Annotated in this window: 12 protein-coding genes; 5 read left to right on the top strand and 7 right to left on the bottom strand. The window is 68.7% G+C overall.

The features are described 5' to 3' along the window. Positions 1–126 precede the first annotated feature (126 nt). The 5 genes from CAP_RS34500 (at position 127) to CAP_RS34520 (ending at position 5,458) form a co-directional block, all read left to right on the top strand. Entirely contained in the window at positions 127–1,191 is a 1,065-nt protein-coding gene (locus CAP_RS34500) for a serine/threonine-protein kinase (protein ID WP_052376519.1), read from the top strand. A 190-nt stretch (positions 1,192–1,381) separates the two neighbouring features. Next, a complete protein-coding gene (gene pcnB, locus CAP_RS34505) occupies positions 1,382–2,896 on the top strand; it encodes a polynucleotide adenylyltransferase PcnB (RefSeq protein ID WP_231511859.1) in 1,515 nt (504 codons plus the stop codon). A 50-nt stretch (positions 2,897–2,946) separates the two neighbouring features. Beyond that, entirely contained in the window at positions 2,947–4,608 is a 1,662-nt protein-coding gene (locus CAP_RS55325; RefSeq protein WP_081865565.1) for a transglutaminase family protein, read from the top strand. A 44-nt stretch (positions 4,609–4,652) separates the two neighbouring features. Continuing rightward, a complete protein-coding gene (locus tag CAP_RS34515) occupies positions 4,653–5,069 on the top strand; it encodes an NUDIX hydrolase (RefSeq protein ID WP_231511860.1) in 417 nt (138 codons plus the stop codon). After that, positions 5,066–5,458, top strand: a complete 393-nt coding sequence (locus CAP_RS34520; RefSeq protein WP_044248775.1) for a hypothetical protein — start codon at positions 5,066–5,068, stop codon at positions 5,456–5,458. Before CAP_RS34515 ends, CAP_RS34520 begins: the two co-directional genes overlap by 4 nt. Here the strand turns inward: CAP_RS34520 and CAP_RS34525 are convergent. The 7 genes from CAP_RS34525 to CAP_RS49120 all read right to left on the bottom strand — a co-directional run bounded on the left by CAP_RS34525 (position 5,418) and on the right by CAP_RS49120 (position 15,913). Continuing rightward, the gene (locus tag CAP_RS34525) at positions 5,418–7,577 is read right to left on the bottom strand and encodes a carboxypeptidase-like regulatory domain-containing protein (RefSeq protein WP_063748795.1); all 2,160 of its coding nucleotides are present in this window, start codon (positions 7,575–7,577) and stop codon (positions 5,418–5,420) included. The two genes, CAP_RS34520 and CAP_RS34525, sit on opposite strands and share 41 nt — an antisense overlap. A gap of 194 nt (positions 7,578–7,771) precedes the next feature. Next, positions 7,772–9,295, bottom strand: coding sequence for a radical SAM protein (locus tag CAP_RS52850; protein ID WP_081865566.1), 1,524 nt, complete (start codon positions 9,293–9,295; stop codon positions 7,772–7,774). Then, positions 9,282–10,184 carry a hypothetical protein gene (locus tag CAP_RS34535; RefSeq protein ID WP_156041404.1) on the bottom strand — a complete coding sequence of 301 codons (903 nt, stop codon included), beginning with the start codon at positions 10,182–10,184 and terminating at the stop codon, positions 9,282–9,284. Before CAP_RS34535 ends, CAP_RS52850 begins: the two co-directional genes overlap by 14 nt. Continuing rightward, complete coding sequence (locus CAP_RS34540; RefSeq protein WP_081865567.1) at positions 10,184–12,379, bottom strand: C1 family peptidase; 2,196 nt, start codon at positions 12,377–12,379, stop codon at positions 10,184–10,186. Before CAP_RS34540 ends, CAP_RS34535 begins: the two co-directional genes overlap by 1 nt. 254 nt (positions 12,380–12,633) lie before the next feature. After that, positions 12,634–12,930, bottom strand: coding sequence for a hypothetical protein (locus CAP_RS34545; RefSeq protein WP_156041405.1), 297 nt, complete (start codon positions 12,928–12,930; stop codon positions 12,634–12,636). A 799-nt stretch (positions 12,931–13,729) separates the two neighbouring features. Next, positions 13,730–14,347, bottom strand: a complete 618-nt coding sequence (locus tag CAP_RS49115; protein ID WP_156041406.1) for a DUF488 family protein — start codon at positions 14,345–14,347, stop codon at positions 13,730–13,732. A 3-nt stretch (positions 14,348–14,350) separates the two neighbouring features. After that, on the bottom strand, positions 14,351–15,913 hold the full coding sequence (locus CAP_RS49120) for an anti-phage dCTP deaminase (RefSeq protein ID WP_081865569.1): 1,563 nt from the start codon (positions 15,911–15,913) through the stop codon (positions 14,351–14,353). Positions 15,914–16,033 lie beyond the last annotated feature (120 nt).

The following is a 16,033-nucleotide window of genomic DNA, read 5'->3' on the forward strand; positions in this document are numbered from 1 at the left end:
CCCGAGACGGCCCTCCACGCTGGCCCCACGCTGACCCCACGCTGCACCCCACCGCGCAGCCGCGGATTGCCAGAGCGCCGCTTCCCTGACTACCCCGCGCCGTGTCGGCTGCGCTACCCTGCCTCCATGCCCTGGCATCGCGCCCCCGCCGACGCGCTCGTGGGCAGGATCATCTGTGGAAGCTACCGGGTGATACAGCGCCTCGGCAGTGGTGGAACAGGTGACGTCTACCTCGCCGAACGGACCGGGGCGCGCCTGACGGAACGCCTGGCGCTGAAAGTCCTGCGCGCCGAGCACGCAGCGTTCCCCGACGTCGTCGCCCGGTTCGAGCGGGAAGCAGAAGCGGCTGCCCGGGTGAGGCACCCCAGCGTTCTGCGCGTGGAGCGGCCCGAACGCGACGGAGAGATCCGCTGCTTCGCCATGGAGTTGCTCGTCGGCCTGGACCTCGCCGACACCCTCGCTTCTGCTCGGGCTCTTACCCCCTCCCGTGCGGTTCGCATTGCGCTTGAGGCTTCCAGCGGCCTCCATGCCGCGCACCTCGCAGGCGTGATCCACCGCGATGTGAAACCCGAGAACCTGTTCCTCGTCCATGCGCGCGACGGGCGTGAAGTGGTGCGGGTCCTCGATTTCGGGCTGGCCTACGTGACCGAGCAGAACCCTGGCCTCCCTGTCCCACCCACCGCCGGCCGACCACCAGCCGCAGGCGCCACGCAGTCCTTCGGAACCCTGGAGTATCTCGCCCCCGAACTCATCCGCGGTGCCCAGCCATCACCTGGCTCGGACGTCTACGCGCTGGGCACTGTCCTCTACGAAATGCTCGCGGGCCGCACTCCCTTCTCGGGACCCGCGCCAACCCTTCTGCTGCAGCACCAGCGCGAGCCCCTCCCGCCGCTGCACCGCTTTCACCCAGGCCTCCTCATCTCTCGCGATCTCGACGCGGTCGCCCGGAAAGCCTTGCTCAAGGACCCTGGCACCCGGTTTTCATCCATGGCTGCGTTTCATGCCGCGCTGCTCGAGACGCCCGAAGCCCTGGAAGATCCGACCCGCAGCGCTGCCGCCCGGACGGGGGTGACCCCCTTCCCAGGCCCGCCTGGAAGGCGCGCGACCACCCCCTCTACATGCACACCGGCCGCTTCGGGCGGCCTCGTCAACGCCAGCGACGCCACTGGATCCCGGAAAACTGATCCATGACTCCGCTTTCGCGCGCTCTCCTTTGCTCTCCCAGCGAACCCCTGCTAGACGCCCAGGAGGTCTCCTTACAAGCCGGCAGTGCTCATGGGCCCTGCCCGGCTGACATTGGTTCCCAGCCATGGGTCGGTCGACCCCCACTCCTGAAGACAATACTCCCTCGGTAAGCGACGCTGTCCTTACCGCTACCCCAGTGGTCGCGCTCCGCGCGCCTCACCCCACCGCCCCCGAACGCGCAGACTTGCCAGACGACGCCCCGTCCTCTGCGCCCGAGGAAGACGAGCCCGCTCCCGAGGGTGACCTCGACGTCGCCGCGGACGCCGAGTTCGAACCCGACATCTTCGAGGACCTCCCTCCGGACGACGTTGCAGAGCCGGTGCTCGAGCCAGATCCCGATCTGGAAGCCGAGCACATCGCCTTCGCCGACGAGCCCGACGGATCTGCGCCGCCGCTCCCGCCGCTCGATCCCGAGGCCCTGGCGGCGGTCAAGAACCCCTTCCAGGTTGAGCTCGTTTCCGAGACCATCCCGGAGCCTCGCCGCTACCACGTGGTCTTCGACGACCAGCGGCTCGACCCCGACGTCCAGAAGGTCATCCGGCGCCTCACCCGCCATCGCCACGAGGCTTACCTCGTGGGCGGCTGCGTGCGTGACCTCCTCCTCGACCGCCGCCCCAAGGACTTCGACGTTGCCACCAGCGCTCGCCCCGAAGAAGTCCGCGACCTCTTCCGCAACTCGCGCATCATCGGACGCCGCTTCCGGCTGGTGCACGTGCTGTTCGGTGGCGGCAAGGTCATCGAGGTCGCCACCTTCCGCAGAAATCCCAAGGAAGACGGCGACGAGGCCTCGGAGCTGCTCATCCGCAACGACAACGTCTTCGGCGCCGCGCACGAGGACGCCCTCCGACGCGACTTCCGCATCAACGCCCTCTTCTACGACCTCGAAGCGCGGCAGGTCCTCGACTGGGTGGGCGGCATGGAAGATCTCCGGCGCCAGGTGGTGCACACCATCGGCGGTCCGGAGACGCGCTTCCGCGAGGATCCCATCCGCATCCTCCGCGCCCTCAAGTTCGCTGGCCGCCTCGGCTTCGGCATCACCCCCGACGTCTACGACGCCATCGTCTTCTGCCGTGACGTCCTCGCCCTCGCCGCGCGGCCGCGCCTCTCCGAGGAGATCCTCAGGCTGATGCGTGGCGGCCAGGCCCGCCGCACCATCTACCTCGCCTGGGAGACCGGCGTCCTCGACATCCTCCTCCCCGAGGTCAGCGCCCTCATCTACGACGACCGTGGCGACGATGGCCCGGGTCAGCGCATGTGGCGCTTGCTCGACTTCGCGGACCGCCGCACCGCCGAGGGGCGCCCCCTCGACGACACCGTGCTGTGGACGCTGCTCCTCCTCGAACCCATGAAGGAGGCCTGCGACGGTGCCCGTGACCGCGCTGGCGCCGTGGCCGACTTCCTGGAGCCGCTCATCGAACGCCTCGCCATCTCGCGCCGCTACGCCGACGGCATGCGCCGCATCGTGGCCGTCCTGCCCCGCCTCACCAGTGGCCGCGCCGGCAGGTTCGCCCGCACCGAGATATTTCAGGCCTCCGTGGAGGTCGCCGCCGCCGATCTCGCCGCCCGCGGCCTCTCGACCGAGCCGGTGGACCGCTTCCTCGCCCCTCCGCCCTCTCGCCGTCCTCGTTACGAAGGGCACTTCGGTCGCTGAGAGGTCTCGTTGGAACAAGCGGCACTGCCGTGGTTTCATACGACGACCCGATGACCCACCGCCGCCCCTCCCGCTCTGGAGCCACCGCATCCCGCGCCGGCGGCTCCGTGACGCCGGCTTCTGCGCGCCGGCTCGGTCGCGTCGGCCTCGCCCTCGCCTTCCTCCTCTCGCTCTCCCCCTTCGCCGACGCCCAGAGCACCCTCCTCCACGAGCGCTTCGAGCCCGACCCCAAGGAGGACCTGGCGCTCTCGACGACCATCCCGGACGGCGACATCCCCGCGTACCTGCAGACCCCGAGCGGCATGGCGACCGCACCCGACCCGCGGACCCCGCCCTCCACCAGCCAGCAGATCTACAACAACACGGCCGCCGACGCGTCCGCCGACTCCACGTACGAACCGGACCGCGACACCCGCCGGCCCAACGTGGAGAACTACGACGACCCCTTCTCCCCCGCGACGGCGCCCTTCAAGCGGCTTCGTGCGTACGACGCCGTGCACCCCAACTACACCCTGTTCGTCTGGAGGAAAGAGCTTCACCTGGTGAAGGTCGGCGGCTCCCTGGGCGCCGGGGACGAGCCCTTCTACGGCGACATCGGCGTCGACCTGATCCCCAACGAACCCATCCGCATCCCCACCGTCGGTCCCGGCACCCGCATCCTCCGCATGCACGTCGCCCCCGACGCGGACGTCACCGTCCTCCGCGACGGCGCCGACAACTGGTTCGCGCGTGGAACCACGCGACAGCGCGTGCGCCTCGTCGTGCAGCTCGCCATCCCCCGCGCCACCTTTGGCAGCGAGTTTGCCAACGTCGACTGGTCGGTGCTCGACAGGCAGCCGCGCTTCCAGCCGTCGCAGGGCGCAGCCTACGAGGAGGTCGCCCGCACCATCGGCATCTCCCGCGCCATGCGCCCCCGCGAGGCCGTGCGCAAGATGGTCGAGTACTTCCGAGCCTTCGCTCCCTCCGACGATCCGCCCCGCGAACGCGGCGACATCTACCTCGACCTCGCCCTCTCCCGGAAGGGCGTATGCCGTCACCGCGCCTTCGCCTTCCTGGTCACTGCCCTGCACCTCGGCATCCCCACCCGCATGGTGGTGAACGAGGCCCACGCCTGGGTCGAAGTCTCCGACGGAACGCTCTGGCACCGCATCGATCTCGGTGGCGCGGCCCTCAACATGGAGCAGGACCTCGACGAGAACCGCCCTCCCTACGTCCCGCCCCCCGATCCCTACACCTGGCCCGAGACCCCCGACTCTGGCCAGCAGCTCGCCGAGCGCTCCCGCGCCGAGCAGCAGACCCGCGGCCAGCAGGGACCTGGCGACGCTGGCAACGGCGCGAACGGCCCTCCGACCACCGCCCCTTCCGCCGCGCCCGCACCCACCGCCAGCGCCGCCCCCGATCCGCGCGCGGGGCGCACCCAGATCACGGTCGCCGCCATCGATCGCGACATCCGCCGCGGCTTGCCGCTCCACCTGCAGGGCCAGGTCTCGAACGACAACGGCCCCTGCATGCGCCTCCGCGTCGACGTACTCCTCCGCAGCGACTCCCTCCCTCAGGGCGCCGTCATCGGCTCGCTCTCCACCGACGAACGAGGCCGCTACGACGGCGCCGTGGTCGTCCCGCGTGACTTCCCGGTCGGCGATCACGACCTCGTGGTCTCCACCCCTGGCGACATCCGCTGCGCCTCTGGCCGCACCGACGCCTCCCCGTGAGTGCCGAGCCTCCCGGCTACGCGCCGGGCACTCCCCGCATCGCCGTGGGCGCCGTCGTGCTCGACCGGAGCGGTCCCGGTGCGCCCCGCGTGGTGCTCGTGCGTCGTGCACGCCCACCCCTCGCGGGACGCTGGTCACTCCCTGGCGGCAGCGTCGAACCCGGTGAGCGACTTGCCGACGCCGTTGTGCGCGAGGTGCACGAAGAGACCGGCCTCGCTGTCCAGGTCGGGCCTCTGATCGAGATCCTCGAGATCCTCGAACCGCCCTACCACTACGTGATCCTCGACTATGTGTGCGAGATCGTCTCAGGTGTCCTGCGCGCCGATGACGATGCGTCCGAAGCCGTCATGGTGCCGCTCGATGCGCTCTCGGCGTACGACCTTACGGAAGATGCGGAGCGCGTGATCCAGGGAAGCCCTGGGCTGCCGGTTCATCCGGTGCGCTCTACGCTTCCTGTATGACGGGGAAGATCGGACTGTTGCCTGGAGTTTGCGGGCTACTGGCCGGAGCTGCACTGCTCACGGCATCCGGCTCGGCGGCAGCCGACGTCGACGGTGCGGCCCTCTTCGTCCTCCCCACCGACCGCGCCTGGATCCAGGAAGCCCTGAGCATCGAGGCCGAGGAGGCGCGTGCCGATGCCCTCGCGGCAGCGCGTGCCGAAGCTGCCGAACAGGAACACGACGAGGAAGAAGCGGGCGCAGCGCCTAACGGCGTGGTCGCGCTCCTCTCTCCTCTGCGCTTCCTCGTCCCCCGCATCGAGCGCCTCCAGGACATCGGCGTGATGCCGGTCATGCCCCTCTGGATGGGCTTCAACGGCTTCGGCCTGAAGGTGCGCGGGAAGATGCCGTGATCCCTGTCACCACCCTGCTCAGCGTCCCCATCACGTAATCCCGCGCCTCCGCGCCCCGCTCGCGACCGAGCGAAAGCGGCACAGGCCGGTACAGCACGACCACCTCCACCCGTGCCTCCGTGCACCCATCGGCCAGCGCGAACCTGTGCACGCTGAACCCATCGGCCCGGGGCGGGATGCGGTTGTCGCTCACCATGTCCACCGCGCGGTGGTGCGGTACGTGCCGGTTCCCTGCCGGATCCACCAGCACCCGCGCGAAGGTGCTCCCGGTCGCCCCCGCGAGCGCACGCACCGCCTGCCCATCGACTGGCGGCCACGCCAGCGCCTCACCCAGCAGCACCACGTCTCCATCGTGCACGGCGAGCGCCCCGCCCAGCGTCAGTGCGCCTCCAGCCACCGCCACCACCGCCGCCTCGCCCACGGGAGCGTGGATCTCCACCCCTTTCTCCTGCGCGCTCAGCAGCGGATCCGCGAACCGCTCCACCCCCACGTAGTCATCGAACACCCCCGTCGGGCGCACCACCCGCACCACCTGACCTGGCGTTGCCCGTGCCGCTCCCTCCGCCCACGCCAGCGTCGCCCCCGAGAACGCAGCGCCTTGCCCGACCACCCCTCGCGCCAGCGCCCCCCCCACGTCGCTCACCGTCATGCCACCCACCGGAGACAGCGGCATGTCGCACCCCTCGGCCCGCACCAGCGCCACGAGCGCCCGCATCGGCTCTCCTGTCGGCAGCGCGTGCCCTGCGCCCTGGTTCCGGAGCTGCACCGACACCCCCAGCTCCCCGCCCTGCGCCGTCACCGTCATCCCCAGGAGCAGCGCCTCGTCGAGGAGCCGCGGGCTTCCCCCGAGCGGACCCCGGAACGCATGCGAGCGAATCGTCCCCTGCGGCCGCAGGAACCCGAACACGATCCCTGCGTTCTCCTCGGTCGTCACATCCACGGAGCTCTTCAGCCCCTCCACCTCGGGCATGTGACAGAACTGGCACGGCGTCCCTGGCGTCCCCCACGGGCTCGCCGCCCACTCCGCGTACGTGCTGTGCACCGGAAGCCCTGAAGGCCAGCGCGCAGCATCGAGCGACGTCCCTGGCACGAGCGCCGCCTGCTCCTGCTGGTGGCACCCCGCGCAGAACTCGGCGCGCGAGAACACCGGCTGGTAGCTCCCTCCCATGAACTCGTTGGGCACATCCGGGTAGGGACCGAACATCACCTGCATCAGGTCCGCGCCTGGCAAGCCCGACACCCGCTCCCGTGGCCGCTGCAGCAGCAGCGCGCCGCCCGTACCTGGCGGTCGCGTCAGGTCCACGCCGCTGACCTTGTGGCACACGTCGCAGTGGTTCCCGTTCTCGAACGCCACCCCCACCGCGTCGAGCAGGTCCCTGCCACCGGCCTCACCGTCCATCCCTGCCGCGTGGCAGTCCGCGCACCCTCCGAACGCCACCGGACGGCTCCCCGCCGGCAACCCCGGATCATCGCAGGACAGCTCCCCGGCCCCACCGCACCCCGGGTTCAGATCGGGCAGCACCCCACCGCCCAGATAACACCGCATCTCCGAACCGCCCGCCGCCCCTGGCGTGCGCCCGGCCCTGAACACGCCACCCGCCGCCGCGCACGACGCCGCGGTCCCGTGCGCGCGTGAGGTCCCCGCGTACAGGTCCTGCACCAGCGGATCGCGCGTCGCCCGTGCATGGGCCGACGTCTGGAACTGCGCGACGAGCGTGGTGTGGCAGTGGCCGCAGAACGCCGTCGAGCTGTCGTGCGCAGGATCCCCCGTCCCCGGATCCCCGAACACGTACGCCGTGTTGTCTGGCGGTGCCGCTGCCACGATCTCGATCCCGATCGGCCCCTCTGGCACCTCCGTGATCTCCACCCCCCGGCTGCGGTAGCCCACCTTTGCGGCCACCACCGTGGGCACCCCCGGGATCGCCTTCCGCAGCGTGATGGAGAACGCCCCGTCCTCTCCTGTCACCAGCTCCGCGACCCCTCCCCCCTGCATCACCATCGCCCCGGCGACGGGCACGCCCTTCTCCGTCACCACCCCGCTCACGACGAATTCCTCGGGGAGCGCTCCCCCGCTTCCCCCGCTACCCACCGACGTCACGGCACCCGTCGTGCTCGTCATCCCGGAGGCACCTGCGCCTCCTCCTCCCGACGCGCTCGGCCCGTCCTCTCCTCCGCACGCGCCCACTGCCCACGCCCCCATCACCGCGCAAGCCGCACCGAAGAGCAGCCCTCCCCAGCCCACCTGCGCGCGCCGCGAGGTGCCCCTCCTCCGCGCGACCACCCCGCGCCTCCCCCTGCACCCCTCGCTTCCCCTCACGGCACCCGCAGCCCCCCCGGATCCCGCGTGTCGAGCTGCGTCACCAGCGCCCGCAGCAGCGCCGCGGCCTCACCCCCTGCGGCCTCGCCCTCCACCCGGTACGCCACATCGAAGCTCTTCGTCCTCACCGCGCACTTCCGCGCCGCCTCCCGCGCGTACAGCCGCACCACCACCCGCCCCTCGCCTTGCCCCGCCGCGAACGTCAGGCTCACCGCCATCCCGCCCGCGCCTGCCGCGCCCCCTGCGCCCCCTGCGCCTCCTGCGCCTCCTGCGCCTCCTGCGCCTCCCGCGCCACGTTCCCCACCTGGCTCACCGCTGCGCGACCGCGTGGCCTCGACCAGCGACCACCCCTCGAGCCCCGCGCCCACCTGCAGCCCCAGCGGCTCCAGGAACGCGGCCATCACCGCCTGCTCACTCCGTCGCGGCCCTGCGTCTCCCACCAGCGAGCGCCCCACCCCTCCCGGGTCGGCGACCCTCGCCCCTCCTGCCTCGCCTGGCCTTCCCTGTGCCCGCGCCGCCATCACCCGCCGCGGCACCAGCACCTGCTCTTCCCACCCGTGCTCGAACACGTACGCATCGCTCAGCCCCACGCACGCTCCCGCCGTCGAGCCCCCCGGCCGCGCTGGCGCCTCCGCGCACATCCCCTCGTAAATGCACCCGTACCCGGGCTCCCGCTCCCAGTACCGATCCTCGATCAACGAAGGCGGCTGCCCGTCGTCGTGGCAGAACGCAAACTCCCCCAGCAGACAGCGCGGGAACCACTTCACCACCGGCGGGATACCCCGCGCCACGCACGCCCCCAGGGCCGCGCGCAGCGGCTCCTGCACCTCCGCCACCCGCGCGTTCATGCCCCGCGACCCCTCCTCGTCGGCGCGTGGCCAGTAGTTCCAGAACTCCATGGACCGTGGCCCGAACGGCGCGGCGAGCGCCACGATCTCGGGCAGGGAACGGTAGTTCGCCTTCACGATCGCCGTGTTCGTGAACAGCGCCGCCCCGCTCTCCACCACCGCCTCCATCCCGGCCAGGATCCTGCGGAACGATCCCCGCCGCTGCGTGATCGCGTCGCAGGTCTCCGCGTCCGCCGCGTGCAGCGAGATGAACAGCTCATCCACCCCCGCCTCGCGCAGCGCGCGCAGGTACGCCTTGTCTCCGAGCCGCACCCCGTTCGTCTGCAGGCGCACGTGCTCGATCCCGGGCAGCTTTCGCGCCGCCTCCACGTACGCCAGCAGATCCTTCGCCAGCGTCACCTCGCCGCCGCTGAAGATGATCCGCCGCGCCCCCCGCAGCACCGCCGGATCCTCGGTCGCCCGCTGCATGTCCGCGAGCGAGGTCCCCGCGTAGACATCGAGCGCATCCTCCACCATGCAGAACGTGCAGGCGAGGTTGCACCGGAACGCGAAGGTCACCAGCAGGCTCTCGGCCCACCACGGCTCCGCCCGCAGCACCGGCTCCGCCCGCAGTGCCGGCGCCGCGTGCACCACCGGGAGCGACTCCCTCCGCCGCGCCTCAGAAGCTTCCATACACCCCGGTCTTCCGCGCCGTGAGCACCCCACCTGCCCGGTCGAAGTCCACCCCCACGTCCCACAGCAGATGATCGAGCTCCATCGCCCGCCCTCCCACGAGCGCCGTCATCTCCTCGGGCCAGGCGTGCGTGCGCAGGAACCAGGCGAGATCCGGCGTCCGGATCCGCGAGAAGTACACCGCGTCGGACGACCGCTTGTTGGCCACGCACACCTTCCCGCAGCGCCGGAGCGGCGGCGGCATCAGCGCAGCCACCCCGTCCCGCTCCGGATCGAAGTGCACCGATGACTTCAGCCGGTGCAGGATCATGTCCACCTCCGTCCGCGGATCGTGGAACGTGTACACGTTCTCGAAGGTGAACTTCTCGCCGAGCAGCGCGTAGCTCCGCATGTCGATGTACAGGTGCGCCCCCACCCGACCGCGGCGCGCCAGCGCCTCCCTGGACACCTCGATGGACACCATGTGCCAGGGCAGGGGATACGGCTCCCGCGCGTCCACCTCCACCACCGGCGCGAAGATCTCCTGCAGCCGCGGCAGCGAGAGATCCGCGTGCGCCCGCTCCCAGTCGTAGAAGTACAGCTCCCAGCCCAGCGCCCCCGTCGCGTGCACCCGCTTCACGCCCCACACCGTCCGGAAGGCGCCGAGCCCCTCGCGCACGCAGCGCAGGAGCGACAGCCCCTCCGCCTCCAGCCCTGCTACCGCGAACGACTCCACGAGCAGGTTCAGCGAGCGCAGCTTCCCCACGTGCGGCGCGAGCGGCGCGTACGCCGACAGCACGTAGTCGTGGAACAGATCCTCCTCGCCCGCGCGCTCCAGCGGGCTCCTGGCCAGGGGCGCCGCGGCGGGGCGCGCGTGCACGACGGGCAGCGAGGACCTCGCTGCCGCCATCACCACGGCTCCCGCGACGGCGTCGGCTGCGCGTCCTCGCCCGGATCCCGGTTCAGGATCCGCGCGCTGATCGAGCGCCACGTCGTGGCATCGGTCTCGAAGTCCTCGTGCCGCCGCGCCTCCGATCCATACGGCGCCGGCCACGTGTTCGGCCCCCGGATCCACTCCGCCCGCGGGAAGCCGACCCGCTTCTCCCGCTGCGAGCGCTGCGACCGCAGCGAGCCTCCGCTGAGCATCGTCTGCGGCTCCACGAACCCGCCGCTCCCCCCACCCTCGCGGAGCGCCCCTCTCCCGGCGCCGACGCCCGTGCTCCCCGGGCTGATCAGCGTCTGCCCCACCCCGGACTGACCTGCCAGGGGCGCCAGCTTCTCCACCATCACCTGCGGCGCCTCGCGCGGAATGGACAGGAGCCCCAGCACGTCCCCGCTCTCCGGATCGAGCAGCGCCTGCTCCATCCCGAGCAGCCCCACCCCTGTCCCACCGGGCACCCGCGGCCGCCGCTCCAGCGCGTTCGACACCAGGTAGAGCAGCGAACGCCCGTACACCTCCACGTCGTCCTGCAGCTCTGCCTCGTCGGTCAGCGTGAACAGCGTGAACCGCCGCACGAGACCCGCCTTGATCGCCGGCATGAACGTGTCCCTGAACGCCTCGATCGGGCACGCCGGTGCCAGCAGCGCCGCCGACTCCACCGGCAGCCCGAGCCCGCTCTGCCCCCGCATCGGCCCGCCCTCGATCTTCTTCCCCCGGTCCGAGGTGATGAGCTGCACGAGGGGCGCCAGCAGGAACACTCCCGCCGAGTGCCCCACCAGATGCAGCTCGATGCTGGGATCCTTCACCATCATCTCGGCGATTCGCCCGATGGTCTCCCGCACCCCCCCACCTTCACCGTCCATCACCGCGTCGCCGGCCGCGAGCTTCATCCGATCCCACTCGGCCTTGCCCCCCATGCGCCGCACCATCGGCTCCAGCGCATCGTCGCGCCGGTCGATCATGAAGCTGAACTCCCGCGGATCGTGCCCGTCCTGCCGCCTGCCCTCGGCCGCGCGGCTCAGGATCTCCACGAGCCGCGCGTGGTGATCCGTCTCCCACAGGAACGCCAGCGGGTAGATCTCCTGCTGCAGGAGCCGCGGCCTGAGGCGCGACATCCGGTCCACCACCTCCAGTTGCCGCCGCAGCCCGCCGCCCGCGATGAGCAGGAGCCGCTTCTTCTTCCAGTCGCGGGTGATGCTCGGAAAGTCCTCCTCGATGATCACCCGCACGTCCTCGGACGTGGTCCCGTACGCCCCGCGCCGCTGGAGCTGCCCGTGATCGTCGATGCTCACCAGGTGGGGCCGGAGATCGGCGAACGTGCGGCTCGCGAACGACGTCCCCCGCCGCTCCCGGGACGAGTTGAGCTTCACGGGCGCGCCGAGCCGCCCCACCCACGCATCCATCCCGAAGCTCATCCAGTCGTCGTAGCTGATCCGCCCGAACCCGTTCTTCCCCCACTCGGCGCTCCACGAGTTCTGCAGCCAGAACCCCTCGCTGTCGTACCCCACGATGGCAAACGCATGCCCACCCCAGGGCGCGATGAACGGGTTCGACCGGTCCACCGGCTGCACGATCCCGTCCTCGCGCGTCCCGTAGTACCAGCCGCCCAGCGGGATCAGCGCCGACGCCACGATCACCCCCACCTCCGAGAGCGCGCTGTGCATCAGGGTGATGTCCTTGTGGTTCACCCGCTGGTAGAGCCCCAGCGGCCGCAGCGCCGCGTCCTCGCTCCGCTCCTGGGTGAGTGACCCGTACAGATCGTTCGGGTCCCAGGGCCACCGCTCGTACGAGCACACCCCGTGCTTCTGCCAGCCCTTCATCGCCCCGCGCAGGCTCGACCCCTTCGCGTCGTCCTCGCCCGGGTACTCGTCGTACTTCCGGGCCATCGTGTAGAGCATGTTCTGGCTGACCAGCGACTGGTCCGCATCGATCCGCCGCTTGCGCATCAGGTAGTGCGCGAGCGTCGCCGTCGCGAACCCGGTGCACCCGTTCGCCCGCCCCTGATCGAGCACCGGGATCTCGTACTTCTGGAACTCCTCCAGCGGCAGCCGCGGCGGCACCTCGGCCATGGTCGGCCTGTAAAGGCTGTCGCGGAAGTCGAGGACATCGGCGCGCGCATCGGTCCACGCGCCGAAGCGTTCGGAGAAGCGTTCGGGTTCACTCATGAGGGGCCGCCGTACGGCATGCGATGTTCGCACGGGGGCGGTGTCCCGAGCAAAAGGGGGACATGGCCGGGCCTGCTGGCGCGGCACGAAAGCTGCTCTACCCCTCCCTCGAGGAGACCTTTGCGCCTCCAGGCAGGGCTCGATGCCCCCGAATGAAGCGTCCGAGCGACAGACCGCCCCCGTCTTTCACGCGCACCATGCGCGCCGAGAGCGCGTGGCGTGTGACGTCGTGGAGGAACTTGCATGAAACAGCGTCAGACCGACGAGATGAGCGTACCCACTGTGGAGAAGACGGAAGCCTCTCCTCCGGCGCCTCCCGAGGCCCCCCGGCGATCGGCTCCCGCCCGCCGGAAGACCTCGAAGACCTCGAAGACCTCGAAGAACTCCAGCAGCACCCCGCAGGCCGCCCGGACCACCGGGACCAAGCGCAAGACGGCGAAGTCTGCCGGCGAGCCGACAGCAACGAGCAAGAGCCTCGCTCCCGCCGCTCCCGCGGCGAAGCGCCGGACCACGAAGGCTTCCGGCGAGCCATCTGCGACTCCTGCGAGCACAACTCCTGCGAGCGCCACCGAGCGCCGACCGCGCCGCAGGTCCAGGCAAGCCACCAAGGCTGGATCGGAAGCGACCGAGGCGAAACCCGCGAAGGCGCCCCGCGTGTCCGGCGAACGACCGCGCCGCACGCAGAGGACCACGAAGGCCAGGACCACAACCCCTGCTGCTGCGCAGGTCGCAGACGCTCCGGCCCCCGAGCAGGAGATGAGCAAGCAGGAGGTCGAGGCGACCACAGCCGCGACGGCTCCCCAAGCGTCCCTCCAGGACGAGGCGACCCGCCGGGAGACTTCCGAGACGGCGGCCGCGACATCGTCCGAGGCTCCCCTCCAGGACGAGGCCGTCCCTCACGAAACCGAGACCACCGCCGTCGCGGCATCCTCCGGATCACCCTCCCGAGACGAGCCCGCACCTGCGGAGCCCAGCGCAGCCGCCGCCAAGCCTCCCGAGGCCCCTGCGAAACGCAGGCGCACCTCGGCGCGACCTGCCCGCACTGCCGTGAACGCCCCCAAGGCGACGCGCTCCAGGCCGTTGCATCTCGGCGATCTCGTCTGGGGCACCCTGCGCGTGATCGCCAGCGAACTTGTGGCGGGCAAGACTCACATACGATCTGCGAGACGAAAGCCCGCGCCTTCTTCGAAGCGCACCAGCCAACCCTCACGCAGTGGCGGGTAACGTACGTAAGTCACCGTGCATGGTGCTCAGCTAGTTTGGGCGTGGGTACTCTGCAGCGCTTCTCTTCAGAACTGCCTGTAACGGGTTACTTGTTCATGCAGCAGGATGGACTGCAGGAACTTCTCTTCATCGTGGTCCACGTTCCAGAGAAGCAACGACCAGTTCGAAGGTGTGACCCAAGCGGGCTACAGCATCGATGAGGATCGAACGTTCTGAGGGCGAGTGATTTTCATCCCATCCCAAGAGGAGCAAGGGCCCTGCATCAACAGCTTCACAGAACTCGCGCAGAGCAGCCTCTTGATTGGTGACGTACCGCTCATACATATCCAATACGACGTGCGGATTGAGCGACTCCCCGACGAAGCGGTTAGCTAGAGAAGAGAACCGCTGGTAGGTGATGCCGTTCATGTGGAAGAGCGAGGTGATGGTAGCGAGGTCAAAGTCTCTCCCTCGAAACGAAGGAGAAACGCGGATATCAGCTACGCGCCGAATTCCATAGCGCCGGATCACCTGAACGAGGTCAGCCTTAACAGCACCTTTCAGACCAAGGCTGATGATCGTCCGCTTCGTCGGATTCAGCCAGGGCAGGCTAAGTTGCTGCGCTGCTACTGGCTGCAACGGGCTCAACACATGGAGATGTGCACGGGCAGAGAGGGCCTCATGCATCTCACCAGCGACATGATCTGATGCTGCCTTGGCACCACTGATCACCCTGAGACGAGGCTGCTTGACACTGTTAGCCACGCCTCACACCTCCTTCACGTTCCACTCATCTGCGATGCCAGCAATCTTCTCTTCAAGCTCAAGGAAGCTCTTATCGAGCACAGGATCTTTGTGACGTGCACCCTCAGGAGGAGCCACCTGGTGGCCCTTGCTCTTCAACTCGTCACGTTTCTCAAACAGTGCAGCGAAGCGCCGTGGAGCAACGCCAGAAAATAGACGGAAACGGACCCGGTGCGGTTCTTTGATGCGGTCTTGGGAACCCGAGGCCATGGCTTTCGAGGTATCTACCATGGCGTCGTCATGGAGTTCTTCTGTGCGGCTCTTCGGATAGGGCTCGATGTACACAACTTCATCGATGCCCGAAGCGATGATGTGCCTCGCGCAACTGTGGCAAGGATACGTTGTACAGAAGAGCACGGCACGTTTCGCGGAACCTCGCCCGGTCCTCGCAAGACTGATGATGGCATCCATTTCTGCGTGGACAGCTCTAGAAAACTCGATGAGGTCGCGCACTCCACTTTCTTCTACGCAGGCGCGTACTTGCTGCGCGCTTACCTCAGCTGTGAGCAACTTGGCTTGAGATAGCCGGTCATAAATTTGCTCGTAGAGCTGTTCTTTAGTGGTGTCATTTCGGCAGTAGCCCCCGTGAGTTGTACAGCGCTTATCGGGCGAGCTGCCTTCTTCGTAAAGGCCACCGCCTGCCTTCGGTGCATCGTTAGTGCCTACGGCGATGATGGTTCCATCAACATCCATGATGGCAGCACCGACCTGCCGTGAGAGGCACGCGGACCGGAAACTGGCGTTCCATGCGGCATGCATACCGCGTTCATCCCTCGTTGGACGAACAACACGCTTGCCAGTGATGATGTCCATGATGCGCGAGAGGTTGTCAGCCAGCTGATCAGCGTCTTCAGGCGGATTGTCGACATCGTTGTCGATGAAGAAATCTCCTAGGTGGAGAGTCTTGCGAACCTGCTGACCCTCCCTTGCGTCGTCAGCCTCATCGCGGTCGGTCAGATCATCGATCTCCTTCATCCCTGTCGTATCAGAAGCCGCCACCTTGAACTTCATACGGAGTCTACGTCGACGTGTCTCTTTGCGACAGATTACGCTCAGTAGATAGAAAGAGTTCCCGTAGACACGTCGGAGGAGTTCTACCTCGCTTGGATGCTTCAGTTGGTCGATCACGAAGGCGAACGGATTACTTTGTTCTCCTGCTTCCTTGCGTTTCGCACGGATTTCCTTGATGGCCAAAGCGGCTGTGATGCTGCCCGTCTGCCCACCACGTAGCGACGCGCCAGCATCTTGAAGGGATCGCATACGCTGAAGTCCCTCTCCTGCGGATGACGCGCCCGGTCGACTTCGATGCTTGGCCGCTGTTTGGATGAGGGTACTAAGTTTGATTCTGATGGGAGTGAACCCATGGGTTTGGAGCTGTCCCGAGAGCTGAGCGGCAACCCACCCGGGGCCTGCGCCGGCATAGCCAACAATGGCGAACACAACTTCGTGCGACGTAGACGAGAGTAAGACGTCGTCAGGTGATGACCTGGAGACGATGGGAAGACGTGTGCGAGCGGGATCTGCCATGTTGAGATGATCTGTAGTGCGTGACTCTGTAACGACTAGGAAAGCCCCAAGTATGACAGGGGGATCGCTTCATGTTCTTCTGCCGTCGTGCCGTTTCTAGGACGAGCTGGAACGGTGTGT

The organism is Chondromyces apiculatus DSM 436, assembly GCF_000601485.1.
Taxonomy (GTDB): Bacteria; Myxococcota_A; Polyangia; order Polyangiales; family Polyangiaceae; genus Chondromyces; species Chondromyces apiculatus.

Coding starts and splice junctions, on each gene's coding strand:
- CAP_RS34500 (WP_052376519.1), top strand. CDS start 127: ATGCCCTGGCATCGCGCCCCCGCCGACGCGCTCGTGGGCAGGATCATC.
- CAP_RS55325 (WP_081865565.1), top strand. CDS start 2,947: ATGACCCACCGCCGCCCCTCCCGCTCTGGAGCCACCGCATCCCGCGCC.
- CAP_RS34520 (WP_044248775.1), top strand. CDS start 5,066: ATGACGGGGAAGATCGGACTGTTGCCTGGAGTTTGCGGGCTACTGGCC.
- CAP_RS34525 (WP_063748795.1), bottom strand. CDS start 7,577: ATGACGAGCACGACGGGTGCCGTGACGTCGGTGGGTAGCGGGGGAAGC.
- CAP_RS52850 (WP_081865566.1), bottom strand. CDS start 9,295: ATGGAAGCTTCTGAGGCGCGGCGGAGGGAGTCGCTCCCGGTGGTGCAC.
- CAP_RS34535 (WP_156041404.1), bottom strand. CDS start 10,184: ATGGCGGCAGCGAGGTCCTCGCTGCCCGTCGTGCACGCGCGCCCCGCC.
- CAP_RS34540 (WP_081865567.1), bottom strand. CDS start 12,379: ATGAGTGAACCCGAACGCTTCTCCGAACGCTTCGGCGCGTGGACCGAT.
- CAP_RS49120 (WP_081865569.1), bottom strand. CDS start 15,913: ATGGCAGATCCCGCTCGCACACGTCTTCCCATCGTCTCCAGGTCATCA.